At 46.7% G+C, this 23,972-nt stretch carries 27 protein-coding genes; 14 read left to right on the top strand and 13 right to left on the bottom strand.

Going from position 1 to position 23,972, the window contains the following annotated elements; genetic code table 11:
- Positions 1 to 171: 171 nt before the first annotated feature.
- Complete coding sequence (locus A3L04_RS11050; RefSeq protein WP_157092421.1) at positions 172 to 318, top strand: hypothetical protein; 147 nt, start codon at positions 172 to 174, stop codon at positions 316 to 318.
- Here the strand turns inward: A3L04_RS11050 and A3L04_RS09585 are convergent.
- From A3L04_RS09585 to A3L04_RS09575, 3 genes are all read right to left on the bottom strand, one after another.
- On the bottom strand, positions 302 to 2,977 hold the full coding sequence (locus A3L04_RS09585; protein ID WP_068577577.1) for a valine--tRNA ligase: 2,676 nt from the start codon (positions 2,975 to 2,977) through the stop codon (positions 302 to 304). The two genes, A3L04_RS11050 and A3L04_RS09585, sit on opposite strands and share 17 nt — an antisense overlap.
- A gap of 105 nt (positions 2,978 to 3,082) precedes the next feature.
- A complete protein-coding gene (locus tag A3L04_RS09580) occupies positions 3,083 to 4,162 on the bottom strand; it encodes an AAA family ATPase (protein WP_068577574.1) in 1,080 nt (359 codons plus the stop codon).
- A gap of 35 nt (positions 4,163 to 4,197) precedes the next feature.
- A complete protein-coding gene (locus A3L04_RS09575) occupies positions 4,198 to 4,422 on the bottom strand; it encodes a PIN domain-containing protein (RefSeq protein ID WP_068577572.1) in 225 nt (74 codons plus the stop codon).
- Positions 4,423 to 4,433: 11 nt separating this feature from the next.
- Between A3L04_RS09575 and A3L04_RS09570 the strand changes: the two genes are divergently transcribed.
- The 6 genes from A3L04_RS09570 to A3L04_RS09550 all read left to right on the top strand — a co-directional run bounded on the left by A3L04_RS09570 (position 4,434) and on the right by A3L04_RS09550 (position 8,305).
- Positions 4,434 to 4,859, top strand: coding sequence for a DUF234 domain-containing protein (locus A3L04_RS09570; protein WP_231963742.1), 426 nt, complete (start codon positions 4,434 to 4,436; stop codon positions 4,857 to 4,859).
- A 209-nt stretch (positions 4,860 to 5,068) separates the two neighbouring features.
- Positions 5,069 to 5,953: a TDT family transporter gene (locus tag A3L04_RS09565; protein ID WP_088859128.1), complete on the top strand. Its 885-nt coding sequence runs from the start codon at positions 5,069 to 5,071 to the stop codon at positions 5,951 to 5,953.
- Positions 5,954 to 6,002: 49 nt separating this feature from the next.
- The gene (locus tag A3L04_RS11045) at positions 6,003 to 6,170 is read left to right on the top strand and encodes a hypothetical protein (protein WP_157092420.1); all 168 of its coding nucleotides are present in this window, start codon (positions 6,003 to 6,005) and stop codon (positions 6,168 to 6,170) included.
- A gap of 59 nt (positions 6,171 to 6,229) precedes the next feature.
- Positions 6,230 to 7,237: a M42 family metallopeptidase gene (locus A3L04_RS09560; protein WP_068577566.1), complete on the top strand. Its 1,008-nt coding sequence runs from the start codon at positions 6,230 to 6,232 to the stop codon at positions 7,235 to 7,237.
- Positions 7,237 to 7,812 (top strand): nitroreductase family protein, encoded by a 576-nt coding sequence (locus A3L04_RS09555; protein WP_068577564.1) that lies wholly within the window; start codon positions 7,237 to 7,239, stop codon positions 7,810 to 7,812. Before A3L04_RS09560 ends, A3L04_RS09555 begins: the two co-directional genes overlap by 1 nt.
- Positions 7,766 to 8,305, top strand: coding sequence for a GNAT family N-acetyltransferase (locus tag A3L04_RS09550; RefSeq protein WP_172799786.1), 540 nt, complete (start codon positions 7,766 to 7,768; stop codon positions 8,303 to 8,305). The genes A3L04_RS09555 and A3L04_RS09550 overlap by 47 nt, the downstream gene beginning before the upstream one ends.
- Here A3L04_RS09550 and A3L04_RS09545 read toward each other — a convergent pair.
- The 4 genes from A3L04_RS09545 to A3L04_RS09530 are packed head-to-tail and all read right to left on the bottom strand — an operon-like array spanning position 8,283 to position 10,433.
- Complete coding sequence (locus tag A3L04_RS09545) at positions 8,283 to 8,729, bottom strand: adenylyltransferase/cytidyltransferase family protein (protein ID WP_068577563.1); 447 nt, start codon at positions 8,727 to 8,729, stop codon at positions 8,283 to 8,285. The genes A3L04_RS09550 and A3L04_RS09545 overlap by 23 nt on opposite strands.
- Complete coding sequence (locus A3L04_RS09540) at positions 8,708 to 9,226, bottom strand: RNA-binding protein (RefSeq protein ID WP_068577561.1); 519 nt, start codon at positions 9,224 to 9,226, stop codon at positions 8,708 to 8,710. The genes A3L04_RS09545 and A3L04_RS09540 overlap by 22 nt, the downstream gene beginning before the upstream one ends.
- Positions 9,211 to 9,846: an orotidine-5'-phosphate decarboxylase gene (pyrF, locus tag A3L04_RS09535; RefSeq protein ID WP_068577559.1), complete on the bottom strand. Its 636-nt coding sequence runs from the start codon at positions 9,844 to 9,846 to the stop codon at positions 9,211 to 9,213. Before pyrF ends, A3L04_RS09540 begins: the two co-directional genes overlap by 16 nt.
- Positions 9,843 to 10,433, bottom strand: a complete 591-nt coding sequence (locus tag A3L04_RS09530; RefSeq protein WP_088859127.1) for a DUF4443 domain-containing protein — start codon at positions 10,431 to 10,433, stop codon at positions 9,843 to 9,845. Before A3L04_RS09530 ends, pyrF begins: the two co-directional genes overlap by 4 nt.
- A gap of 119 nt (positions 10,434 to 10,552) precedes the next feature.
- Between A3L04_RS09530 and bpsA the strand changes: the two genes are divergently transcribed.
- Both bpsA and A3L04_RS09520 read left to right on the top strand, forming a co-directional pair.
- A complete protein-coding gene (bpsA, locus tag A3L04_RS09525) occupies positions 10,553 to 11,602 on the top strand; it encodes a N(4)-bis(aminopropyl)spermidine synthase (protein WP_068577556.1) in 1,050 nt (349 codons plus the stop codon).
- Positions 11,562 to 12,251, top strand: a complete 690-nt coding sequence (locus A3L04_RS09520) for a nucleotidyltransferase domain-containing protein (RefSeq protein ID WP_084448874.1) — start codon at positions 11,562 to 11,564, stop codon at positions 12,249 to 12,251. Before bpsA ends, A3L04_RS09520 begins: the two co-directional genes overlap by 41 nt.
- Before the next feature lie 16 nt (positions 12,252 to 12,267).
- Here the strand turns inward: A3L04_RS09520 and argF are convergent, their stop codons facing one another.
- Positions 12,268 to 13,215 (bottom strand): ornithine carbamoyltransferase, encoded by a 948-nt coding sequence (gene argF, locus A3L04_RS09515; protein WP_068577554.1) that lies wholly within the window; start codon positions 13,213 to 13,215, stop codon positions 12,268 to 12,270.
- Positions 13,216 to 13,508: 293 nt separating this feature from the next.
- Here argF and A3L04_RS11145 point away from each other — a divergent pair, with 293 nt between their 5' ends.
- Positions 13,509 to 15,926: a hypothetical protein gene (locus tag A3L04_RS11145; protein ID WP_068577552.1), complete on the top strand. Its 2,418-nt coding sequence runs from the start codon at positions 13,509 to 13,511 to the stop codon at positions 15,924 to 15,926.
- Here the strand turns inward: A3L04_RS11145 and dph5 are convergent.
- The 3 genes from dph5 to A3L04_RS09495 form a co-directional block, all read right to left on the bottom strand.
- On the bottom strand, positions 15,914 to 16,717 hold the full coding sequence (gene dph5, locus A3L04_RS09505; RefSeq protein ID WP_068577549.1) for a diphthine synthase: 804 nt from the start codon (positions 16,715 to 16,717) through the stop codon (positions 15,914 to 15,916). The genes A3L04_RS11145 and dph5 overlap by 13 nt on opposite strands.
- Positions 16,718 to 16,856: 139 nt before the next feature.
- Positions 16,857 to 17,033 (bottom strand): PIN domain-containing protein, encoded by a 177-nt coding sequence (locus A3L04_RS09500; RefSeq protein WP_084448873.1) that lies wholly within the window; start codon positions 17,031 to 17,033, stop codon positions 16,857 to 16,859.
- Between the two features lie 240 nt (positions 17,034 to 17,273).
- Positions 17,274 to 18,107, bottom strand: a complete 834-nt coding sequence (locus tag A3L04_RS09495; RefSeq protein ID WP_068577547.1) for an MBL fold metallo-hydrolase — start codon at positions 18,105 to 18,107, stop codon at positions 17,274 to 17,276.
- Between the two features lie 48 nt (positions 18,108 to 18,155).
- Here A3L04_RS09495 and A3L04_RS09490 point away from each other — a divergent pair, with 48 nt between their 5' ends.
- Positions 18,156 to 19,298, top strand: a complete 1,143-nt coding sequence (locus A3L04_RS09490) for a M20 metallopeptidase family protein (RefSeq protein ID WP_068577546.1) — start codon at positions 18,156 to 18,158, stop codon at positions 19,296 to 19,298.
- Here A3L04_RS09490 and pyrI read toward each other — a convergent pair.
- Both pyrI and pyrB read right to left on the bottom strand, forming a co-directional pair.
- A complete protein-coding gene (pyrI, locus tag A3L04_RS09485) occupies positions 19,295 to 19,753 on the bottom strand; it encodes an aspartate carbamoyltransferase regulatory subunit (protein WP_068577544.1) in 459 nt (152 codons plus the stop codon). The genes A3L04_RS09490 and pyrI overlap by 4 nt on opposite strands.
- Positions 19,754 to 20,680, bottom strand: coding sequence for an aspartate carbamoyltransferase (pyrB, locus tag A3L04_RS09480; RefSeq protein WP_068577542.1), 927 nt, complete (start codon positions 20,678 to 20,680; stop codon positions 19,754 to 19,756).
- Positions 20,681 to 20,799: 119 nt separating this feature from the next.
- Between pyrB and A3L04_RS09475 the strand changes: the two genes are divergently transcribed.
- The 3 genes from A3L04_RS09475 to A3L04_RS09465 are packed head-to-tail and all read left to right on the top strand — an operon-like array spanning position 20,800 to position 23,943.
- Positions 20,800 to 21,909: an AAA family ATPase gene (locus A3L04_RS09475; protein WP_068577540.1), complete on the top strand. Its 1,110-nt coding sequence runs from the start codon at positions 20,800 to 20,802 to the stop codon at positions 21,907 to 21,909.
- Between the two features lie 16 nt (positions 21,910 to 21,925).
- On the top strand, positions 21,926 to 23,056 hold the full coding sequence (locus A3L04_RS09470) for a CGP-CTERM-anchored Cys-rich protein (RefSeq protein WP_068577538.1): 1,131 nt from the start codon (positions 21,926 to 21,928) through the stop codon (positions 23,054 to 23,056).
- Positions 23,053 to 23,943, top strand: coding sequence for a thiamine-phosphate synthase family protein (locus tag A3L04_RS09465; protein WP_068577536.1), 891 nt, complete (start codon positions 23,053 to 23,055; stop codon positions 23,941 to 23,943). The genes A3L04_RS09470 and A3L04_RS09465 overlap by 4 nt, the downstream gene beginning before the upstream one ends.
- Positions 23,944 to 23,972 lie beyond the last annotated feature (29 nt).

The following is a 23,972-nucleotide window of genomic DNA, read 5'->3' as shown; positions in this document are numbered from 1 at the left end:
CCTCTACTCGGCTGAGGGATTTATTTATACATCTGTGGTGTTTTCATCTATTATGTTGCTTCTGGGGGATACGCTGGTGGGCCTAAAGATCTCTAGGGAAAGGGGCTGATCCAACCACGGGCCTCTTGCTCGCCTCAGTGTGGATTTATTCATTTGCCCTTGCAATGCTTGTTGGCCCTTCTCGGACTGGTAATCTTTGTTGTGCTGAGAGGTTACCTTGAGGAGGTTCAAGCCCAGGTACTTGCACTCATAGGTTTGGCCCTAATCCCAGGAATAATCGTTGAATTAAATAAAAGGGATATCAGAAGAACAGGATAACAACATCATCTACAACGGCAGTCTCAACCTCCTCCCCTTCGCTGAACACCGCCTTCCTAAGCACCACATCCTCCCTGTCTAACTCTACCCTAGTCCCATCAACCTCGAACTCTACCCTGCCCTTTTCCCTCAGCTCCTTGGCAATCCTGTCTGCATTCTCCTCCAGGTACTGGGCGATCTTTGGAACTAGCTTCCCGTACCTTGGCCCAACCCTTCTGAAGTTGGGCTTTATCTCTACAACCCTCTCCTCGAGCTGGGGCTCTCCCTTCACGACTTCAAGCCTCTCGATGTTCATCGTTCCGGCTATGTCCCTCTCTATCAGCTTAACTAGATCATAGCTCTCCGTTGCGTAGATTGCTACATGCTTAAGCTTAGCGTTCAAAGGCAACCCGTGGGAGTTCTTGTACTTCCTCATCTCACTAACGATCTTCCTCGCTAGCTCACCAACCCTCTCCGCTTCCTCGTCTATCCTTTCCTCGCTGTACTTGGGCCACTCTAATAAGTGGATGCTCTTGGCTCCAACCTTGTCCTTGAACAAGTGGTAGTAGAGCTCCTCGGTTATGTGCGGGACGAACGGGGCTAGCAATAGCAGGAGGTTCCACAGCAGCTCATACAATGCAACCTTGGCCTTTATCTTGCTCTCCTCGTCCTCTCCATACAGCCTATATTTTATCATCTCTATGTAATCGTCAGCAACCTCGTGCCATACGAAGGTCATGAGCTCCCTGGTTATCAGGTTGAACCTGTACTTCTCTAGCTCTTCGGTCGCGAACTTTATCAGTCTGTGCAGTCTCGAGAGTATCCACCTGTCGAGGGGCTCGAGCTCCAAATCCTTGTACTCCTCGTACTCAAAGTCCTTTATGTGCCTCTCGGCGAACCTGTAGATGTTCCAGAGCTTCTGGAGGAACCTGAAGTTGTAATCAACTGTTTCCCACTTGAAGGGGTGATCTTCACCTGGAGGGGCTAAAGCAGTCCACAGCCTTAGAGCATCTGCACCGTACTTTGGAATCACTTCATCTGGAGCTACTACATTCCCGTAGCTTTTGCTCATCTTCCTTCCGTCCGGCCCTGCGACCATTCCGTTGATCACTATATCCCTCCATGGCTTCTCCCCGGTCAGCTTGTAGGTCCTGTATATCGTGTAGAAGGCCCACGTCCTAATTATGTCGGTTCCCTGGGGCCTTAACGCTGTTGGGAAGTTGTGCTCGAACCACTTCTTCGCCTCCTCGTCGCCCTTAACCGCATCGTACCACTTCGTGATTATCAGCGGAGTAATGCTCGAGTCAACCCAGCAGTCAAGTACATCTGTTACGGGCTCTAGTTCTGCTCCACAGACAGGGCACTTCTCTACCGGAGGCTTGTCGAACCTTGGATCTACGGGCAAATCTTCCTCTCTAGCTGGAACTATATGACCGTTCTTGCACACCCAGAACGGGAATGGAGTTCCGAAGACCCTCTGCCTGCTTATCACCCAGTCCCAATCCATGCTCTCGGCCCAGTCCTTAAGCCTCAGGAACATGTCCTCGGGATACCAGTTGATCTCCTTCGCTACCTTCACAATCTCATCGGTGAAGTCCTTCACCTTTATGAACCACTGCTTCTTGGGCAACAGCTCAATCGGAGCCATACAGCTGCTCCTCTCGGTGTGCCTGAGGACTCTGTGCTTTATCTTCTCCTTCTTGTAGAGAAGACCCATCTTCTCGAGGTCTTCCGCTATTTTCTTCCTCGCCTCCTCGACCTTAAGCCCCGCGTATGGTCCCGCTTTTTCGTTCATGGTTCCATCTTCATTTATCGCGATTATCACGGGAAGGTTGTAGCGCTTTTGCCAGACTATATCCTGCTCATCACCGTACGTACAATTGTACACGGCACCGGTTCCGAAGTTCGGATCTACATCCTCATCCGCTAGAATTGGAACCTCCCTCTCGTAAATTGGCAGCTTCACCTTCTTTCCAACTAAATGCTTGTACCTCTCGTCGTCCGGGTGAACGAAGACCGCAACACACGCGGGCATGAGCTCGGGCCTCGTGGTCGCTATCGGAATGTAGCCGGAACCATCTGCCAGGGGAAGCTTTATGTAGTAGAGGTAGCCCTCCTCCTCAACGTAGCCTACCTCAGCCTTAGCCAGCGAAGTCCTGCACTTGGGGCACCAGTAAACAGGATGCTCCTCCCTGTAGAGCAGTCCCTTCTCGTAGAACTTGAGCAAAGTGTATTGGACTGTTGCCTTGTACTTGTCATCCATGGTGTGGTACTCAAGATCCCAATCGGCTGAGTACCCTATCCTTATGAACTGGTTTCTCATAGCTTCAATGGCCTGCCAAGTCCACTCCACGCACTTCTTCAGGAACTCTTCGGGCTGATCCTTCGTAATTCCGAATTCTTTTTCGACCTTTAACTCGGTTGGGAGTCCGTGGTTGTCGAAGCCTTGCGGAAAGAGAACGTTGTAGCCCCTCATCCTCTTAAATCTGGCTATTATATCTATCCAGGTGTGACTTAGCACGTGTCCCAGGTGTAGGGTTCCGCTCGTGAACGGTGGGGGAGTGTCTATGGCGTAGCTTGGCTTGTTCTCGTCTAACCTGTACTTGTATATCTTCTCCTCGAGCCAGTACTTCTGCCACTTAGGCTCTATCTCGTTCGGGTCATAATTCTTCGGTAGCATAGGCACCACCTACTAAGAACTAACCGGGGAAGAAGAGTTGGTTGGTTTGGGCTAAAGGTAGCGGTGGACGATATACACCACCAAACCCTTTAAACGAGAGGCCCCTTAAAAACCTTGCTTAAACACCATTTCAAGAATTGGATCAGCTATCCTGTACTCTCCCTTGACCTTCTCGAGGAAGGAGGCCTTGACAAGATTCGTCAATAACCTGTGCACCACGCTGTCAGAGATGGACTTCCTCTCCCTCCTCTCAAGGAACTCCTTTATCTCGCTCCACCTTTTGTTTCCTAAAGCTACAGCCCTCATAACCGCGATGTATCTTTTTCTCGCGAATTCGTGCCTCTTCAGGAACTCCTCGAACTCCCTCTTGGCCAAAAGTGTAGCCTTCTTTAACGTGGCCTCAAGGGCCCTCTCCGGGTTCTTCAAAGCTGACATTCCGAAGAGGACAAGCCATCCAACTATTCCGTCCAATGCTCTAACTGCCTCCTCTATAGTTTCCTCGCCAACGTTAACGTTGCACTGCTCAAAGCCTATCCTGAGGAACTCCCTGCTCTGCTCTTCGCTGAACCTTGAGAGGGTGATCTCCTCAAAGTACCTTCCGAATAGAGGGGCGTTTGGATCTTCAATGCCCAGGAAGTCGTAGAGGAGGCCAACCTCGCTTCCCGTGACAACTATTCTGAGGTTGGTGTAATCGTAGAGGTGTGCTATTAGACCGGTTAGCTTTCTCCCAATTGGACCTTTAGCGTACTGTACCTCATCGAACGCGATTACAACATCGAGCCTCTCGAGGGTTTCGAATAGTTCTAGAAGATCTACTCCTCTCTCCCCCCAAGAGAGATATATTCCAGAACCAAGAATTTGGACTCCAGATATGTGGGAAAGTATCTCTTTAATTTTCGTTTTTATGTCCTTTCTCTCCCTAATTAACCTGTTAAGGCCCGCTTCTATCCTTTTGTAGAGGTCAAACTCCGAGCTCGGGTTGACGTCCCTCATGTCTATGAGAATGTAAGGGGCATTGGCTTCGTTAAGGCCTACGAGCAAAAGCGAAGTTTTCCCTAACCTTCTTATCCCCGTTATAACCGTTAGGGGCCTTTTAGACTCTAGGGCAGTTATGAACTCTTCAAGCTCCCTCTCCCTGTCAAATAAATCTTCTCTCTTTGTTTTTGGTCTTGGGTCGAAGTACAAACTTCTCCCCCAGAAGTTAACTTCTCCCCCAGAAGTTATAACCTTAACTTTTGTTTTAAATCAAAAATTGATGGGACTCGAGAATCAGGGGCTTTATAGAAGCTATATATTTCGAAGTCATGGTCAAAGGTGAAAGCCGTTATTATCCTGAGACGCTCCATTGTCGCAAAGCTGAGACAATCAACTAGATCCATACCATCATGGTCTTCAAATTTTTCAAAGATTTTTCCAAGCCTTATCCCAATCTTCCTCAGTTTCATTTTCAATTATTATGAACTCACTTGAGAGTATAATATTTTTAGTTCGTGTCGAGGGCAGAAAAATTTACCCTTACCTTGAGAACCTCATGAGGCTCGGTTTCGTGGAGAGAGAACTCCCCGTGGGCAGGAAAGAGAAGAGGGACCTCTATAAGATAGCAGATGCAATGCTCCTGACATGGTTCTCAATCGTCTATCCGAATAGGGGTGCTATTGAAGCCGGAATAATTTCTTGGGAGGACGTTGAAGATGATCTTCAGAGGGTTTTCTCACTCCGCTTTGAGGAAGTTGCCAAGGAGTTCCTGATTGAGCTGAACAAGGCCAAAGAACTGCCGCTCAGGTTTACGAGGATTGGAAGGTGGTGGCACAGGGAAGAGGAAATAGATATCGTTGCCCTAAACGAAAGGGAGAGAAAAGTTCTCTTTGTGGAAGTGAAGTAGAAGGACTTAAGCGGGCTAGAGATACAGAGAATCCTGAAGGATCTAAAGAAGAAGTCCGAGCTGTTAAGGCTTGAAGGCTGGGAAAAGTACTACTTGGTAATGAGGAAGAGAATTGAAGAGAAAGTTCCAACTGCGTTAGACCTTAGGAATTTATACACGTGAAAACATTTTTAATACAGTTCACATGTAACAACCTTCAGGTGTGATGGATGAAGTGGATCAAGGAATTCCCTCCGAGCTGGTTTGCAAGCGTTATGGGAACTGGAGCATTAGCTATAACCTCAAAGATGCTCTCCCAGGACTATCCTCTCCTGTTAAAAGTAGCTAAGATGCTTGCCTATCTCAATACTTTCCTGTTCATTGTCCTATTGATCCCCTGGATTCTGAGATGGCTCCTCTACAGGGAAGATGCCCTTAGGGATCTCTACCACCCGGTGGTTTCCCACTTCTACGGGACGATAGCCATAGTGTGGCTGATAGGAGTTGCAATGACCATAGGCTTCTCCCTCCTCATACCCTACGTGATGTTCACCCAGGGTGAAATAGACACCAAAACCTTGGGCCCGGCGTGGTTCATTCCGCCAGTCGGCCTGATAGTTATTCCAATGACGTGCTTTTACAAGGTGGATCCGGCCCTGCTGTACTTCTCCTGGGGCTCTGGCTTTTTCCTCTACTTGGCCCTGTTCTCAATGGTCATGCTGAGGTTCATAAGGCACGAGCCGATGCCCTGTGGCTTGGCCCCTTCGATATGGATAAACCTCGGTCCAATAGGTGCTGGAGCCTCATCGTACCTCGCGATAGTCAAGGGTGAACTAAGCTTTCTGGTCGTATTCCTCTGGGGCTTCGGCATCTGGTGGTTCCTCATGGCGGTGATGCTCACCCTATACTACATTAGAAAGATCTCGCTCCCCTACAGCCTCGCATGGTGGGCCTTCATATTCCCCCTCGGGGCCTACACCTCGGCAACCCTCAAGGTTGCTTCGCTCCTTAACAGTTCAACGATAAAGGGTTTTGGAGTGTTCCTGTATGCGATGCTCTTCGTTCTATGGCTGCTCACTGGGGGCAGGACAGTTATCCACGTGGTGAGAAGGTGAGCTTGTTTTTACTAAATTTTAAATCCCTGGGGTATAATTCGGGGATTTAATGGCTGACCGTGAGAAGGAAGTATCTGCAAAATCAAAAAGGAAGTTTGAAAGGCTATTAGATGAATTTGTTGAAGTTCTCAAGGACGTTGATGAAGTTAGTGAAGCTGTTAGGGAAAGCTTCAGGAGAGCTTTAAATGATGAAGATATTGAGAGCTTTGTGAGATGACAATCCAACTGTTGAGGAAATGACTTTAAGGTTCAGTTCTACATTAGCCTGGTGATTTTATGGAGAGTGTCGTGAAGATACTTAAGGAGATTCTCGAGATACCGTCCCCAACCGGCTATATGAAGGAGATAATGCCCTACCTCGAGGACTACCTTGAGGGTCTCGGCGTTAACACGTACTACACGAAGAAGGGTGCACTGATAGCTGGCAATCATCCCGAGCCAAAGCTGGTTGTTATAGCCCACGTTGACACCCTCGGTGCAATGGTTAAAGAAATCCTTCCCGACGGTCATTTGGCATTCTCGAGGATTGGCGGATTAGTTCTTCCAACCTTTGAGGGAGAATATTGCACGATAATAACGAGGAAGGGCAAGAAGTTCAGGGGAACTCTCCTCTTGAGGAACCCGAGCGCCCACGTAAACAGGGAAGTAGGGAAGAAGGAGAGGAAGGAGGAGACCATGTACATAAGGCTTGACGCTGAAGTCGAGAAGAAGGAGGATACAGAAAAGCTAGGCATAAGGCCTGGGGACTTCATAGCCTTTGATCCGAAGTTTGAGTACGTCAACGGCTTCGTGAAGGCCCACTTCCTTGACGATAAGGCCAGTGTAGCCGTGATTCTCGACCTGATCACTGATTTAAAGGACGAGCTCCATGACATACCTGTGGCATTCTTCTTCTCGCCCTACGAGGAGGTCGGCCACGGAGGCTCAGCTGGCTATCCCAGGACTGCTGAGGAGCTCCTCGTTGTGGACATGGGCGTCGTTGGGGAGGGGGTCTACGGAAAGGAAACAGCTGTTTCAATTGCCGCGAAAGATTCCACAGGCCCTTACGATTACGACATGACGACTAAGCTGATAGAGCTAGCTGAGGAGAGAAAGATTCCCTACGTTGTAGATGTATTCCCTTACTACGGTTCAGATGGTTCCGCTGCCTTAAGGGCCGGCTGGGACTTCAGGGTTGCCCTCATAGGCCCAGGAGTTCACGCGAGCCACGGAATGGAGAGAACCCACGTTAAGGGCCTGCTGGCAACTAAAGAGCTAATCAAGGCTTATCTAGAGGTGTTGTAATGGAGTTCTTTGAAGTACTAAGGAGAAGGAGGAGCATAAGGAGGTTCAGAGATAAGGAAATCCCCAGGGAAATCGTTGAGTTGATCTTAAAGGCAGCTTTCCTCTCTCCTTCTTCCCACAATCGAAGGCCATGGTACTTCATCGTTGTAGATGACAGGGAGAAGCTTGAGCTGTTAAGCAAAGCGAAGCCTGGAGCAAATCCATTGGCGAGTGCTCCCTTGGCTATAGCGATAGTTGGTGACCCAGAGAAGAGTGACGTCTGGCTTGAGGATTGCTCAATAGTTGCGGAGCATATACACCTTGCAACTTTTGCGTTGGGTCTTGGGAGCGTATGGATTCAGATAATGAACAGGAAGACCTTCGACGGGAGGGATGCTGAAGAGTACGTTAGGGAGATAGTTAATGTCCCCAGGAATCTAAGGGTGCCATTCATAATAGCCATAGGATTCCCGGCCGAAGAGAAGAGACCCCATGGAAAGGAAGTTGAGGAGTGGTGGAAGGTATTCCACAACGAATTCGGTGTTGCGTATGGTGGAAGTGAAGAGGATAGAGAATCCCCTCAGCCTAAAGGATGAACTTGTGAAATTCGTATTCGAAATATACAGGAGTACTGGAGGAAAGTATCCGGCATTGGAGTGGGTTGAGAAAAAGCCGAGCATTGATGACTTTGAAGGCTTCAAGAGGGTCTATGAGCCATTCTTAGAGTTCAGGTTAACCAGGGAGTTCGATGAGCTTTACGTTGCCCAAGATAATGGAATAGTCGGTACAATTGCCTTGGTGTATAAACTCCCAAAGGAAGGTGTATGGTGGGTTCCACAAGAGATAATGAGCCCAAGAACCGGCCTAATAGAGTTCTTCATGGTCGACGAGAGGTACAGGGGAAAAGGCCTTGGTAGCAAACTCTTAGAATTTGCGATAAAAAGACTTGAGAGTCTGGGAAAAGAGGCCTACGTTGTGACCTTCCCGAACTTGGAGGCCTACAACTATTACAAAAGGAAGGGATTCGAGGAGGTGATGAGGTTCAGGGAATTCGTTGTCCTAAGATTCACTCGCAGAAGGTCTCAATGATCCTCTGAATTATCTTGCTCGTCTTTGCCCTGTCCGCCTTATACAAGTAGGGCAGCCTTATCACCTCAACGTTGAGGCCTTCCCTCTTTAGCTTCTCCTTTAAATCTTTGCAGCTGAAGTCTTGGTCTGGGCCTAGGGCTATTATATCTGGCTTTAGCCTTTTAATCGTTTCAAGGCTTACCTCACCGGGCTCTCCTATTACAACATCGTCAACGTACCTTATCGCCCTAAGGACTTCAGCTCTATCCTCGGCTGGATTTATCGGTGGTCTTCCCTTCCTCTTCTTTACGGTTTCGTCATGAGCCACTATAACTATCAACTCATCTCCAAGCTCCTTGGCCATCTTCAAGAAGTGGATATGGCCGACGTGGAGTATATCGAAGACCCCACCGACTACCACCCTTATCTTGCGGTTATCTGCCATATTTTATCCCTCGCGTGGTGTATCACCTTCACGGCCTTCCCCCTGTCCCTCTCCTTCATTGCCTTTCCGCTCATTAGCGCAATCCCTATTGCTAGGGGCCTCCCGTAGTTCTCCTCCACTATGAAGACGAAGTCCCCCTCCCTGATGTTTTCGTCAGCATCAACTATTCCTGGGGCCATAACATCTGCCCCGTTCAGTATGTGAGGGACTGCCCCCTCATCAACGACTACCCTCCTGGGCCACTTCCTGAGGTCTTCTTCATCCGATAGGTTGTAGAGGGCTATGACCAGCGGGAAAATTAGATCTTTCCTCCTTATGAACATCGGCTTATCGTTCACAATTATTATCTCCGTCGTCTTATCGAACTCGGCAACCTTAACATCATCCTTTTTCTTAAGCATCTTTGATGCTATCTCCTCCCCGAACATCTCACTCAGTTGCCTTATTATCTCCTTGACTTCCTTCTTGCTGAGCGGGTGCTTCACTCTGAGCTCCATCCTTTCACCTCCTCGTAAATTCTCCTCGCTGCTTCTCTTGGATTTTCAGAGGAGTATATCGACCTGCCGACGATTATGTAATCAGCTCCAGCCTTTATTGCTTCTGAAGCTTTTCCTCCCTGGGCCCCTATCCCTGGGGTCAAGATCCTTATCTCCTCATTTAACCTCTCACGGATGTACTTAATTCTCTCGGGCCTTGTCCCCGGGGCTATAACACCGAAAGGCTGTATCTCGTTGGCCATCTCGATGAACTTATCCGTTAGTGGGTTTATGAACTCAAGGGCCCCAGGATGACTCATCTCTACTATCATTATTATCTCTCCAAGCTCCTTAACCGCTAGAACGCTGTCCTTCCCGACGAAAGAGTGAACTATTATGTAGTCTGCTCCCGCTCCATAGACTTTCTTTGCTATTAGCCTGTTCGTGTTTGGAATGTCTGCAAGCTTTAGATCCGCTATTATCTTTAATCTTGTCCTCTTCTTTAGCTCTCCTATTATATCCAAACCGCTCCCTATTATCAGAGGCCAGTTGACCTTTATCATTGAAATGTACTCCTTAACATCCTCGGCTATCTTCAAAGCTTTGTCCTTTTCGTAAACGTCTAATGCGAGAATTATCACCTAACCACCTCCAATAGCTCCCCAGGGAGGTCCTTCTCTTTCATGAACACGGCAACATGGATGGCTGCCTTTAACGCTTTTGGAGGTGTTTCTGCCCATGCTATTATTATAGCATCTCCCTCCTCGTAGTTCATTAGCTTCCTTACTATCTCGGGGTAAGTTTCCTTTAGGGGCCTTGAGTCCTCTGGGAACACTATCTCTCCGTTTCTAACAGTTAAAATCATCGCGCCTTTCGCATCGAACCTTATGGCCTCGTCCCTGAGCTCTATCGACTTAAATTTTGGGGGATTCTTTACGATAATCGCAACGGCGGGCCAGCCGTCCACGGAAACCCCTATAGGATCAAGGAAACTCTCGTTGAGCTTGGCCTTCAATTTTTCACCTTTCTCAGTTAGGAAGTGGCCCCTCTGCCTAGAGCCTATTATTCCTAAATTGGAGAGCTTTCTAAGGAGAGTCCTTACTGTCCCTTCTCCCAGTTCAAGCTTTTCCGCTATCTGCTTCCTTCCTAGGGGAGTTTTAAGTAGGAATATAGTTGCTATAGCATCCTCAAGTGTGTACTCAGGATAAGCCCCGCGCTTCCTGTCCACTCTCACCACCAAATTTTTCATTCGCTTGAAAACTAAATAAAGTTTAAGCTAAGCTCAGAAACCTTTAAAAGGAGTGGAAAGAGAATTCAGAAAAAGAACACTTCTGGGGGTGTTTGGAGATGAAGGAGATAGTAGAGAGGGTTAAAGCCAAAACGAAGATACCAGTTTACGAGAGAAGTGTAGAAAACGTCTTATCTGCGGTTTTAGCGAGCAACGATATATGGAGGATCGTCGATTTAAGTGAAGAGCCATTACCGCTAGTCGTTGCAATCCTCGAAGCTTTAAACGAGCTCGGCTACGTTGAGTTCAAGGATGGGGTTAAGCTTACGGAGAAGGGCGAAGATTTAGTTGCGGAGTATGGGATAGGGAAGAGGTATGACTACACCTGCCCCCACTGCCAGGGCAAGACCGTTGACCTTCAGGCCTTCGCTGACCTGCTGGAGCAGTTCAGGGAGATAGTGAAGGACAGACCAGAGCCAGTCCACGAGTACGATCAGGCCTACGTTACCCCTGAGACGACTGTAGCTAGAGTTATTCTAATGCACACCAGAGGAGACTTGGAGAACAAGGAAGTGTTCGTGTTGGGTGACGATGACCTAACGAGCATTGCACTGATGCTCTCAGGGCTTCCAAAGAGAATAGCCGTCTTAGATATAGACGAGAGGCTGATAAAGTTCATAGAGAGGGTCGCCGATGAGATCGGCTACAACGATATCGAGATATTCACGTTCGACCTGAGGAAGCCATTGCCAGATTACGCCTTACATAAGTTCGATACATTCATCACCGATCCCCCAGAGACGGTTAAGGCCATTAGGGCTTTCGTTGGAAGGGGAATTGCAACCCTCAAGGGGCCCAGGTGTGCAGGCTACTTCGGGATAACGAGGAGGGAGAGCTCCCTCGACAAGTGGAGGGAGATACAGAAGTTGCTGTTGAATGAATTCAACGTTGTAATAACGGACATAATCAGGAACTTTAACGAGTACGTCAACTGGGGCTACGCTGAAGAGACTAGGGCCTGGAAGCTTATTCCTATCAAGAAGTTGCCAGAGTACAACTGGTACAAGAGCTACATGTTCAGGATTGAAACGCTGGAGGGCTCGAGAGGTTACGAGGAAGAGATAACAGATGAGGACATATACAATGACGAGGAAGCATCTACCACTTGACTGCTTAAGAAGAAGACTTTCTTCTCTCCCCATTTATTCTCTCATTCTCTACGGTTCAATCATTAGAGGAGACTACATTCCGGGAGTTAGCGATGTTGATGTTTTTGTGGTTTTAGAGAAGTTCAATAAGAGAATACTTCTGAGAGTGGAGGAAGCTGTTGAAGAGTGCTTTACGGAGTTCAAGCCTGTGGAAGTGGACGTTGCCTGGGAGTTAGTTGAGAACCTTGATGATCCTCTGAAGAAGGGCTATCCGTATAAATTCCTAACGGTTTATAGGGAGGACTTCGTTGAAAACCACATTGTAGTCTTAGGAAATGATATAATACCTCCATCCTATGATTTTAGCGTTCTATTGGAAGAGAGAATAAAATCGATAGAGAGAAACCTTGAGAAATTCAAGGGTAACAAGAAGATGATGCATATCTTGGCCGGAGAAGTAGTTCGCCTTTGGGCCTTCTTAAATGGGGCGAATTTGGATAAAGCTAGTGTGTTAAAGAAACTTGAGGAGCTTGGAGACGAAGCTGCTCTAGAAATATATGGGGGCTACTTAAATCAAAGAAGCACAAAATTTTCTCAGGATTTTTTGGAAGAAATCATAAAAGAGAAATTAGAATCACTCAAAAAGATTTTAATGAAAACTGAAAAATAACAGAAAAACTGAGTTGTCAGGACTTAATTCCGCCCATTACGAGGGCGAGAACCGCCTTCTGTGCGTGTAATCTGTTCTCTGCCTGATCCCAGACGACACTGTTCGGTGAGTCAATGACGTCGTCGGTAACTTCTTCTCCCCTGTGCGCCGGCAGGCAGTGCATGAACATGTAGTCAGGCTTTGCATGCTTAACTAGATCCTTGTTAACCTGGAACGGCTTAAAGATCTTCCTTCTCTGCTCAGCCTCAGCCTCTTGGCCCATTGAGGCCCAGACATCGGTATAGATAACGTCGGCATCCTTGACAGCTTTAACCGGGTCATGGAGTAGCTCGAAGCTTCCGCCGCTCTCCGCTGCATTCTGCTCAGCCCACTTAATTACCTTCTCATCGGGCTCGTAACCTTCTGGAGTTGCTACAACAACATCCGCTCCAAGCTTGGTTCCGGCTATCATTAGTGAGTGGGCAACGTTGTTTCCATCACCAACGTACACAACTTTAACTCCCTTTATTGTCCCCTTCTTCTCCCAGATGGTCATGTAGTCAGCTAAGGCCTGACATGGGTGTGAGAAGTCGCTAAGGCCGTTTATTACTGGAACTGAAGCGTACTTTGCCAGATCCTCAACGTCCTTGTGGTCATAAACCCTCGCCATTATCGCATCAACGTACCTGCTCAAGACTCTCGCTGTGTCAGCTATGGTCTCTCCCCTCCTGAGCTGGAGGTCTTGGGCGTTTAGGTACAAAGCGTGACCTCCGAGGTGGGCCATTGCAACTTCAAAGCTTACCCTTGTCCTCGTTGAGGGCTTTTGGAATATCATAGCCAAAGTCTTCCCTTCAAGGAGCCTGTGCGGCTTTCCTATCTTCTGCCATATCTTGAGCATCTTTGCCGTCTCGAGGATTGTCCATATCTCCTCAGGTGTATAGTCCTGAAGGCAGAGAAGATCCCTTCCAGCTAGGCTAACCACCATGTTCATCACCGCTAAAATGTTTTTGCCAATTTTAATAATACTTTCGTTGGAAAATCCTTCCTTTACAGGTTTTGTAGGTTGATATTTTTTGAAAGACGGGCTTAGTGCCTTAACTATTTCCTCCTCTAATTTTGACAATTGTACATAGACAAGAGACACATCGGCTTATTCTTTTGATGTTTCTTGGTAATTATACAAAAGTGTCTAAGAAATTCTTATATGTTCCATCAATGTCAACTTTTTGATCTTGTTTCATTAAGCCATGCTTAAATGCTCAATGTGGGGGATTGAATATGGGATTGAAGAGGTTGTTAGTTTTGGTAGTTGCTGTGGTAGTTTTGAGCTCAGGGATAAATTTCAGTTGGGCTTTAGGCAATAGACCAAGTGAGGGCACTGGAGTTGCAGGAAAATTGAGCTTTAAAGCTACATTCTGGAACACTGGTGGACAGTATACGGTGGACATGAAGCTTGACAGTCCGGCCGAGTGGAAGGTATACGTGAAGATAGAGAACGGAGAATTGGGGAACTATTGGAATACTGGACAGGTATACAGAGAAAAGGACTACTATGTCTTCCCGGCAGCAAGCTGGAACAAGGGTCCTATGGCTAGTTTCGGATTCATCGTAACTGGCTCTGAGGCAGTAGTTTCTGAGATCCTTCTTGTAGTTGGTTCAGAAATTGTTGACAGATGGTCTATGGAGAACACTTCGACATCTACTACAACCTACACAACAACTTCTCAAACTCCAACTCAAACAACTCCAACTACACAAACAACCACTCCCACAACGACTACATCTACTCCAGTAACATCAACAACTACTTCGGCTCCTCCGAGCCTAGTAAAGCCCGGCTCAATGAGCGTTAAGGTGACTTCTTGGACCGGAGCTTCCCAGTACGACGTAACGTTAAACTTAGGTGAGGCTCTAGATTGGATGGTTAAAGTAAAACTCTCCCCTGGAGCAAGATTAGGAAGCTACTGGAGCGTTAACAGGGCTGAAGAAGACGGATGGATTATTTTTACCCCTCTAACATGGAATAAGGGCCCGACTGCAAGCTTTGGCTTTATAGTTCAAAATGGGGAGGCAGAATCAATAGCTCTCATTGTTAACAATCAGATTTGGGACATTTGGCCCGAAAATGCGCCTGTTCCATCGGTGCCTTCTCCTGCTCCCGAGCAATCTCCAGTATCACAACCTTCCCAGGGGCTCGTTAATATTACCGATCCAAATGATCCGGATGAGCTATATGCAGCTTACAGAATTGTTAGTGAGACAGGAGATAAGATAACTGTTGAACTCACGCTGGCAAACAAAAACACGCACTATGTTTGGAACGGCTGGTGCTTTGACATCAAGAACATAACGTTTGAAACAACGGGAAAAGTTCTTTCGATAAAGTATGCTGACGGGGGAGAGCCAGTCTATAATGTTAATGGAAATCTCGTAACTATAGACCTAACGTGGAGGGGTATATTCCACCTCAACACCACGGTTAAGATAATAATTGAGATCCAGAAGTCCGGAGACAACCCATACCCGCACAACTTTAAGATTCACTACCTTAGGGGTGAGTCGATTATATACCCGACAATAGGAGAGCTCCCAGCAAGCTGGAAGCCTGGGAACTTTACGCTGAGCGACTTAATAGCAGATCCGAAGAGCTACTATGATCCACATGTTAAACCTCACCAGAACGGCTTCATAATGTACAATCCTCCCCACCCGACCCAGATCATCATAGGGCTGGCTGACATTGACTATCCGTTGAATCTAGCCTCAAGTGCCAGGATGTGGGTTCCCAACAAGTACTTTGCTATGGGCCTTGCCCTAGCTTATGAGTGGTTTAAAGTCAATCCAAACTTCCTGATGGCCCTTGCAGCAAAGGAGAACTGGGGAACAGCTGTTACAAAAGATCCTGCGTTTAAGGGGTACAAAGTAATAATTGATGAGGAAGAGTACTACTGGCCTGTTCAAATAGATCATCCTGATGGCATATTCCAAGTTGAAAGTGGGAACTTCAACCAAATCAAGGCATACTATCCTGATATATTCCCGGATACTGCAGATCACGACGACTATATGAAGGTTTCTCTAGATCCAAATGACACCGCGTGGATAACTTCTCCAATAGTCGCCGCTGTTAGTTTGACCATGGAGAGGGAGCTTCTATACGCGGCCGTTGGGGACAAGTACAATGAATTCCTAAGGCTTGCAAAGGATCCGTGGGCTGAAACCGAAATAATAGACTTTGGATATAACAGAGGAGTTGGAGCAATAGAGGCCCTCAAAATCTTCTCAGATAACTGGGAGAAGGCAATAAATGCAGAGGTTCTCTGGAAGGAATTCAACATGGAGGGCTTTGGTGGTCACGTGCCAACCGTGATAAACATCACGGCAACAATGGATATGGAAACGGAGAGAATATATGACGCGAACTTAACCTGGGATGACATAGAGTATTTCTTCACTGTGGTAAGGCAGAAGTTCTTCAGGCCTGGAGCGATAAGCGACGAGGAATGGAATGCAATGATGAGAGATGTAAAGAGGGCTTACGATTTACTCTCTCAGCACTGGGGAGGAGACCACATATCCTACCGCTACGACTTCTTGACAATACTGAGGGTTGCTATGAAGCACTGGCCTGAGCCTCACATTCCAAGGCCAACTGGAGATGACTGGTACTACCATGCCAGGAACTACAATCCCTGACCTCTTTCAATTATTTTTTTAGGGGCTCCCGCAATCTCTACCAGGTACTCTGCCTCGACTATGTGTAGTCTCCCAGGAACTATGAGAACATGGGGCTGTTTTCCAAAGTCTTCTCTGATCATATCTCTGACGAAGCCTGCCTTGAGAGTTGGTTCAAGGGAACCTGCTCTAGCTAGAACGACTACAAGAGTATCCTCGGTGAATACGTTTTGTCTCTTCATACCCTCTATCTTCAGGAGCAACTTCATGGCTTCATTTGCAGTCATGTACTTTCTCTGATCGGCCTTTATATCCAAAAATAGGAGAGTGTGCAGTCCCCTTTCCTTATTCTCCTTTATAACATCATAATAGCTCGTGGGAAACCAGTTGCCCTCAGGATATGCAACGGTGGCACTCTTTCCAAACTTGTAAATATGTAGACCGGTAACTGCGATTGCTGAATAAATGCTTGGGGCGTGGATGACGTAGCTTTTCACTCCCGTCTTCTTCGCTCTTATTCTGAGCTCCGAATGAGTTGTTGCAACCATGGGATCTCCTGCTGTAAGGAACGCGACATCATGTTCCCTAGCTAGGGGGAGGACTATCCTTTCAAAGTTCATCTCCACGTCTTCCCTGCTCAGGACTTTTATCTCCTTGCCTATTAGCTCTTGAATTTTTTCAAGGGTTGTACCGGCCATTAGAGAGGTGTAGAACTCTGCAAAAACATAATCACACTTTCTAGCTATCTCAAGCCCCTTGAGCGTTATATCCTTCTCATCGTACAAGCCCAGGCCGATGAAGTAGAGGGCCATATTTTCACCTCCTAAGGAGTTATACCTTCAACATCGGCTTTTAGATTTAGATCTTCTTATCAAAATTGCACGCCTATGGAGTGTGCGTCTCTGTCTCTACACATAAAGAGCTCTTTTGGGACGGACGTTGAGTATAGTTTTAATATTTTTCGAATTCTTCCTGACTTAGCTTTGTGTATCTGAGGAGCTTTCCTTCATGCTTTTCAAATTCCTCCCAAAAGTACTCGGGGACTAATATCCTTACTGTCAGAGCAACAAGAAGTAGATATGAAGTCCCCTTCTTATGAAACGCTGGGAATACAACGCTATAATCCAAAACGACTCCCTATCATAGAATCTCGTACCCTCTGGCAAGAGCCTCTTTTAGTTCTCTCCAATTCTTTTGCGTCTTCTTCCTTGAGTTCACTTTTTTCAAGTATTCTCAATAGCTCCTTCGCCCTCTACAACCTTTCCTGTATCTCTTTTATTATCTCGAGCTTTATATCCTCCACAGTCCTCTCACTTAGGTATTTCTCGAGGCTTTCAGGTATCTTCACTCTGATGACTATCTCACTGCTCAAAGACCTCTCCCATTTAACCTTAACATTGGTTCTTTATAAACCTCCGCTTCATAGCCTAGCCCTCTGAGTATTTTTGCGAACTGCTCTGCATGCCCATAAACTGTGAAGACTTTTTCTGGCTTAACCCTTTCCACTATCTCAATTAACTCCCAGAAATCAGCGTGATTGCTGAGCTTTATTTGTGAAAATCCTGAAACTGGAATCCCTAGTTTGGAGGAAACTGCAACTTCGCCCTCTTCACTAATTTTAAGCCTGACACCAAACTTTCCATAAACTTTCGAGACCTTTCCTGTAACTCTGTCAACCCTAACTTCGTAACCGTGAATATTTAGAATTCTAATCAATTCCTGGGCCTTCCCGAATGGATTGGCCAGGAAGATGGGGGTTTCTCCTTTATCGAGCTTTTCCTCCACTATACCGATTATCTCCTTTTCAACAATCTTGGGTTTTGGAAACCTAAACTTGGGAACCCCAAAGGTGGCTTCTATTATTAGAAAGTCTGCCCTGGGAATTTTAGTTCTCTCCGGAGTTCTAAGCCTCTCAAGCTTTATGTCTCCCGTATAGTAGAGTGTCCCCTCGTCGAGCCAGATCTTTATTCCCGCTGAGCCAAGAATATGACCGGAAGGATATGGCTTAGCTTTGTAATCTCCGATATAGAACCTCTTCTCAAACTCGACGGGGGAATAAAAGCGGGAATTCCTTAAGTGGCTCAGGTGTATCGTGGGCAGTGTCGCATAGATAATCCTGCCCTGGGCAAAGTGATCCGTATGGGCGTGAGATTGAAATGCAACTTTCCCTTTTCCATCGAGCCCTACTGTTATGATGTTCATCGAAAAGGTGATAACCCAAACCCCAATATATTCCTATTGGTGGTCACCATGTTCGATCCACTAAAGGAGGCCGAGAAGATAAAGGAGGAGATAATTGAGTGGAGAAGGGACTTCCACATGCATCCCGAGCTTGGCTTTGAGGAGGAGAGGACTTCTAGAATTGTAGAGGAGCACTTGAGGGAGTGGGGCTACAGGATAAAGAGAGTTGGAACTGGAATAATAGCAGACATTGGAGAAGGTGAGAGAACTATTGCCCTTAGGGCAGATATGGATGCTTTGCCAATCCAAGAGGAAAATGACGTCCCATACAAATCGAAGATCCCAGGAAAGATGCACGCCTGCGGCCACGATGCTCATACTGCAATGCTCCTAGGGGCAGCGAAAATAATAGCCGAGCACTCCGATGAGCTGAAGAACAGAGTCCGTTTAATCTTCCAGCCTGCGGAGGAGGGAGGGAATGGAGCGTTAAAGATGATCGAGGGTGGTGCGCTAGAGGGAGTAAACGCTATCTTTGGTCTCCACGTTTGGGCTGAGCTTGATTCTGGAGTAGTTGGGATAAGGGAAGGGCCGTTTCTTGCCGGCGTTGGTAGATTCCTTGCAAGGATAATTGGAAAAGGTGGGCACGGAGCGGCTCCCCAGTACACCATAGACCCGATACCTGCAGCAGCTGACGCGATCTTGGCCCTGCAGAGGATCGTTGCTAGGGAAGTTGATCCATTGGAGAGTGCCGTGGTTACTGTTGGAAGGGTTCAGGGAGGTACGGCATTCAATGTAATCCCAGAATTCGTGGAGCTGGAGGGAACTTTCAGGTTTTTCACGAACGAACTTGGTGAATTCCTAAAGTCGAGAATAGTGGAGATAATTGAGAACACGGCGAAGGCCCACAGGTGTAGGGCTGAGGTCGAGGCTGACATCCTAGGCCCACCAACGATAAACAATGGAGAGATGGCTAAATTCGTGAGAAGAGTTGCCGAGGATATCGGCCTAAACGTTGGAGAGGTTAGGAAAACGCTCGGCGGGGAGGATTTTGCCTTCTACTTACAAAAGGTTCCTGGGGCCTTCATAGCCCTTGGAATAAGAAACGAGGAGAAAGGGATAGTCTATCCTCACCATCATCCAAAGTTCGACGTTGACGAGGATGTCCTCCACCTGGGAACGGCACTCGAAGTTGCCCTAGCGTTTAGGTTCTAGAGGTTTGCCAGGATTTCCTCTTCTTCCATTGTTCTTTCACAGTAGTGGCACCTGACCTTCAGCGGTTCCCTGCTTATTACGTAGAATTTTGTCGTTACGTATTCATAGTGTGTTATGCAGTTCGGATTTGCGCACCTTAATATTCCCTCAATTATGTCTGGAATCTCAACCTTGAACTTCTCGACGACCTTGTAGTCTCTTATTATGTTTACCGTAGCAGTAGGAGCGACGAGGGCTATCTTGTTTACCTCCTCCTCGCTCAGGAACTTGCCTTCGACTTTTACTATATCCTTCCTTCCAAGCTTCTTGCTTGGGACATTTATAGCCAAGAGAACAGCCCCTCCGTTGCTTAACCTCCCCAACTTCAAGATTTCAATGACCTTAAGCCCTTTACCCGCGGGTATGTGGTCTATGACTGTTCCCTCTCTAATAGCGGAAACTTTAAGTTCAGTCATTTAGATCACCCCCAGGACAAGGCCCAGGAGGGCCATTCTAACGGGAACTCCATTGAAGACCTGCCTGAAATATATCGCGTGCTTCGTTTTATCTACCTCTGGGTGTATCTCGTCTACCCTTGGAAGTGGGTGCATAACTCTCAGCTCTTCCTTGGCCTTTTCAAGCACCTTGCAGTTGACCTGGTAGCTTCCCTTGACCTTCAAGTACTCCTGCTCATCTGGGAACCTTTCCCTCTGGATTCTTGTCACGTAGAGAACGTCCAGTTCTCCAATGACGGCCTCAAGGTCTGAGGTCTCGTAAACCTTAACGCCCCTCTCCTTCAGCTCCTCAACTATGTGCTTCGGCATTCTGAGCATTTCCGGGGAAATCAGGTAGAGCTCTACGTCATAGAAAGCTAAAGCTTCGGCCAGGCTGTGAACCGTTCTTCCGTACTTCAAGTCGCCAAGGAGTCCTATCTTTAATCCGTCGATCTTGCTAAACTCCTTCTTTATCGTGTACAAATCGAGTAGGGTTTGGGTTGGGTGCTGGTTGCTTCCATCGCCAGCGTTTATCACCGGCACTTCAGCAACTTCAGCGGCGAGCCTTGCTGCGCCTTCCTTTGGATGCCTTATCACTATCACGTCGCTGTACTGCTCCACCGTCTTTATCGTGTCCCTGAGGCTTTCACCCTTTTTGACGCTACTCGTTGAGGCCTCGGCGAACCCTATAACACTCCCACCAAGCCTGTGCATTGCGGATTCGAAGCTTAGCCTAGTTCTAGTTGAAGGTTCAAAGAATAATGTTGCTAGAATCTTCCCTTTTGCATATTCTAAGTGGCCCTTCTCCTTCAGCTCCCTCTCGAGTCTCTCGGCAGTTGAGAGGACGAACTCTATATCTTCTTTAGAAAAGTCTCTAATGCTTATGACATCTCTACCTGTCCAGTCCATCAAAGCCCTTCCTCAGTGGGTCTTCATAATTATATAAGGTTTGCTTTAACATGTTTTTGTCACAACGGCAAATTACTTAAAGTTAAGTAACTTGGAATTAAGTAACTTGGTGATGAGTAATGGAAAACCCTTTCGTGTTTGGAGAGCCAGTCAGGGGGGATAAGTTCATAAACAGAAAACGAGAATTGGAAAGATTAAAGGCCTATATTTTGAGTGGAAGAAACGTCATACTATACTCCCCCAGAAGGTTCGGAAAAACATCTCTTATTCTAAAGGTTATTGAAGAACTAAGGGATGATATTATTCCGATATTTATCGATTGCTATGCCATAACTTCAAGGGAGGAGCTTGCTGAGGAGATAACTAGAAAAGTACTGAAGACCTATGGTAGCTTTAGTGAAGCCGTGAAGAGGCTTCTTGCTAATATACAGGCTAGTGTGACGATAAAGACGGAATATGGAATTAATTTTGAAGTGAAATTCAGTAGGAAATCAGAAAGCTGGAAGGATGCTCTTGACTTGCCACAAAAACTCGCTGAAGATAGGAAAAAGAGAGTTGTCGTTGTTCTTGACGAGTTTCAGGAGTTATCCAAGTTTGAAGGATTACTGAAAGTGCTGAGGTCGAAGCTTCAGCTTCACGACAAGGTAAGCTACGTCTTTGTTGGAAGCAAAAGGCACTTAATGGAGTGGATATTTAGGGCTAAAGAAAGTCCCTTCTACAACTTTGGAGCTCACATGGTTTTAAGAGAAATTCCGAAGGAAGATTTCAAGGCCTACATAATGAAAGCATTTGAAATGGGTGAAATAGGAATTAAGGATGATGTGGTTGATTACATTCTTTCTTTAACTAAGTGTCATCCCTACTACACCCAGAGGCTGTGTTTTGAGCTGTGGTATCTGGGAAAAACTAAAGGCGGAGTGGAGAAGGATGATGTTGACAAAGTTCTTAGGGATCTAGTGTCCGACCTAGAAAATTCTTTTATATTGCTGTGGGAGAACCTAACACCGAATCAAAGAAAAGTTCTAATAATGATAGCAGCTGGAGAGAAGGATCTGTTCTCTGGGGAAACGATAAGGAGGTATAATCTCAGATCTCCTTCGAGCGTTCAATCTGCCCTTAAAAAGTTAATTGAAAAGGATATAGTTTCGAAAAATGGGACGTACAAAATTTCCGATATATTCTTAGAGTACTGGATAAGGGAAAGGTTTATTGAAGGAAAATTGTATTAACTCACCGGTGGATATCATGAGGAAAGTAATTCTACTACTCCTTCTCTTGCTCTTTGTGCCCTTAGCTGAGGCCTGCTTTTTCCCCCAGGACCTTTACGCTGTTGAAGTTGAGCTGAACAAAGGTAGTTATGACCTTTCTCCTCTCCTGAACGCGAAGAATGTTGTTGAGTATAATGGAAAAATAATCTACAGGTCTCGCTATGACCCGAGGCTGATAGTTATACTATGGTCTGGAGAGTGGAGGGTTGGGATTAACGAAAATGGAAGCTACCTGCACATCAGGATTCAGATTCCAACGAAGAGAGTTAAAGAAGTAAGGTATTCCGAGGAATTTCAAGGCGTGCTTCCCGTGGATGAGATAAAAGAGAAGGCCAAAAAGCTTGGCTGGGAAGTGGGGGAGTATTCCTTGGTAAAAGATAACATAACGATAGTACTCACTAAGCTTAGGGGATTCGAGTGCAAGGACAACTCCGACTGCAAGATTGCGGGATGTTCTAAGGAGCTATGCGTCCCCAGGAATGAAAGCCCATTCTCGACCTGCGTTTACAGGGAGTGGTACAGGTGCCTTAATCTTACCAGATGTGGCTGTTACAATGGCTTCTGCACGTGGTTGCCCAACGAGGAGTTTCTGAAGTGCCTGAAAGAGCACAATGTCACCCTTGATCAGGTGGTAAAGGCTAGAGTTAGTGTTATGATTGAAGTAAAGGATAATGTAACCCAAGATAAAGTCGGTGAAATAAAGGAAGTCCTGGGGTGCGACGTTCCCTTGAACTTCACTGAGAGGTGGGAGTGGAGAGTTGTGCCCTCACTCAATCCCGAGACGATAAATGCGAGCGAGGCGATAAAGACCGAGTTAGAGTGGCTTAAGAGGGTTGGAGTGATAAAGATAGATGATAAAGACATAGAAGAGATAGCGAAAGTTGCAAAGTGGGGGTATGCAGGGTATAACGCCAGGATAGGATTTTATGACGGTAGGTGGATGCCCTACTCGAACTACTCTGGGGCGGTCCTCATAAAATGTGGAGGCTTAGCCTATGAAGAGTACCCAACACCGACTTCAACTCCCGTACTGCCCTCCTCAAAGGGAATTTGTGGGCCTGGAATACTCTTGCTCCTTACAATACTGGTGAGAGGGAGGAGAAAATGAGGACTCCAAGTTCGTTTTGGGCTGAGGTAGTTTTGCCTGCAATAAGAGCCAAGATAGCCAAGATCCTTTACTCGAGGGAGTACTCCCAGATAAAGATAGCTAAGGAGCTTGGAGTGACTCAAGCAATGGTCAGCAAGTACCTCTCTAAGTACTCCCTCCCAGAAGTGCTAAAGCCAATAGGGGATGAGATAGATACAATAGCGTTGACAATAGCTGAGATGATCGAGAAAAACGCAAAAAAAGAGGAAATAATTAAGGTTTTAGAGAGGAAGTTCTTCGACTTTCTCCTTGACGAAAAGTTCTGCAGGCTTTATGAAGAGTACTCTGGTGTTAAAGGTATTACCTGCAAGGAGATCTTCCCCGGCGTTAGCAAAAAGGAGATACTCGATGAGCTTGCTAAGGCCCTCGATATCCTCCTAAACGATGAGAAGTTCCCAGGATTGATTCCAGAGATAAGAAGCAACTTTGCCTATGCCGTTCCAAATCCCAAAGACGTTGATGATGTCGCGGCAATCCCAGGGAGAATTACACTGGTAAAGGAGAGGCCCTACGCCATGCCCCCAGAATTTGGCGTCAGCAGGCACACGGCAAGGTTGCTAATTAAGATAGCTAAGTACAACCCCTCAATTAGGGCAGTCTTAAACATAAGGTTTGGAGAGGACGTAAAGAAAGCCCTTGAAAAATCCGGCCTTAAAGTTTATTACCTTCCCAGGGAGAGCAGGGGTGAAGAGGAGACTGAGGATGAGATAGCAAAAGCTTTTGGGGAAGAATCTTGGGATGTGGTAGTTGATCCCGGTGGTTATGGCGTCGAGCCCTGCGTTTACATCTTTGGAAGGGATCCCCTTGAGGTCGTAGGAAAGTTGAAGAGGATTGAGCAAAACTTATGAACTTTTCTTCACTAATTTTTTGGTGGTAG

Source organism: Thermococcus chitonophagus (assembly GCF_002214605.1).
GTDB lineage: Archaea > Methanobacteriota_B > Thermococci > Thermococcales > Thermococcaceae > Pyrococcus > Pyrococcus chitonophagus.
This window is presented reverse-complemented; position numbering and strand designations above follow the sequence as displayed.

What these genes read in the sequence shown, in the direction of transcription:
- A3L04_RS09540 (WP_068577561.1), bottom strand. Translation starts at nt 9,226, where the DNA reads ATGGAGCTCAGAGTGAAGCACCCGCTCAGCAAGAAGGAAGTCAAGGAG.
- A3L04_RS11145 (WP_068577552.1), top strand. Translation starts at nt 13,509, where the DNA reads ATGGGATTGAAGAGGTTGTTAGTTTTGGTAGTTGCTGTGGTAGTTTTG.
- A3L04_RS09520 (WP_084448874.1), top strand. Translation starts at nt 11,562, where the DNA reads ATGAGGACATATACAATGACGAGGAAGCATCTACCACTTGACTGCTTA.
- bpsA (WP_068577556.1), top strand. Translation starts at nt 10,553, where the DNA reads ATGAAGGAGATAGTAGAGAGGGTTAAAGCCAAAACGAAGATACCAGTT.
- pyrI (WP_068577544.1), bottom strand. Translation starts at nt 19,753, where the DNA reads ATGACTGAACTTAAAGTTTCCGCTATTAGAGAGGGAACAGTCATAGAC.
- A3L04_RS09490 (WP_068577546.1), top strand. Translation starts at nt 18,156, where the DNA reads ATGTTCGATCCACTAAAGGAGGCCGAGAAGATAAAGGAGGAGATAATT.
- pyrB (WP_068577542.1), bottom strand. Translation starts at nt 20,680, where the DNA reads ATGGACTGGACAGGTAGAGATGTCATAAGCATTAGAGACTTTTCTAAA.
- A3L04_RS09575 (WP_068577572.1), bottom strand. Translation starts at nt 4,422, where the DNA reads ATGAAACTGAGGAAGATTGGGATAAGGCTTGGAAAAATCTTTGAAAAA.
- dph5 (WP_068577549.1), bottom strand. Translation starts at nt 16,717, where the DNA reads ATGGCCCTCTACTTCATCGGCCTGGGCTTGTACGATGAGAAGGATATA.
- A3L04_RS09555 (WP_068577564.1), top strand. Translation starts at nt 7,237, where the DNA reads ATGGAGTTCTTTGAAGTACTAAGGAGAAGGAGGAGCATAAGGAGGTTC.
- A3L04_RS09465 (WP_068577536.1), top strand. Translation starts at nt 23,053, where the DNA reads ATGAGGACTCCAAGTTCGTTTTGGGCTGAGGTAGTTTTGCCTGCAATA.
- A3L04_RS11045 (WP_157092420.1), top strand. Translation starts at nt 6,003, where the DNA reads ATGGCTGACCGTGAGAAGGAAGTATCTGCAAAATCAAAAAGGAAGTTT.
- argF (WP_068577554.1), bottom strand. Translation starts at nt 13,215, where the DNA reads ATGGTGGTTAGCCTAGCTGGAAGGGATCTTCTCTGCCTTCAGGACTAT.
- A3L04_RS09550 (WP_172799786.1), top strand. Translation starts at nt 7,766, where the DNA reads ATGGTGGAAGTGAAGAGGATAGAGAATCCCCTCAGCCTAAAGGATGAA.
- A3L04_RS09585 (WP_068577577.1), bottom strand. Translation starts at nt 2,977, where the DNA reads ATGCTACCGAAGAATTATGACCCGAACGAGATAGAGCCTAAGTGGCAG.
- A3L04_RS09565 (WP_088859128.1), top strand. Translation starts at nt 5,069, where the DNA reads ATGAAGTGGATCAAGGAATTCCCTCCGAGCTGGTTTGCAAGCGTTATG.
- A3L04_RS09470 (WP_068577538.1), top strand. Translation starts at nt 21,926, where the DNA reads ATGAGGAAAGTAATTCTACTACTCCTTCTCTTGCTCTTTGTGCCCTTA.
- A3L04_RS09495 (WP_068577547.1), bottom strand. Translation starts at nt 18,107, where the DNA reads ATGAACATCATAACAGTAGGGCTCGATGGAAAAGGGAAAGTTGCATTT.
- A3L04_RS09560 (WP_068577566.1), top strand. Translation starts at nt 6,230, where the DNA reads ATGGAGAGTGTCGTGAAGATACTTAAGGAGATTCTCGAGATACCGTCC.
- A3L04_RS09545 (WP_068577563.1), bottom strand. Translation starts at nt 8,729, where the DNA reads ATGGCAGATAACCGCAAGATAAGGGTGGTAGTCGGTGGGGTCTTCGAT.
- A3L04_RS09475 (WP_068577540.1), top strand. Translation starts at nt 20,800, where the DNA reads ATGGAAAACCCTTTCGTGTTTGGAGAGCCAGTCAGGGGGGATAAGTTC.
- A3L04_RS09570 (WP_231963742.1), top strand. Translation starts at nt 4,434, where the DNA reads ATGAACTCACTTGAGAGTATAATATTTTTAGTTCGTGTCGAGGGCAGA.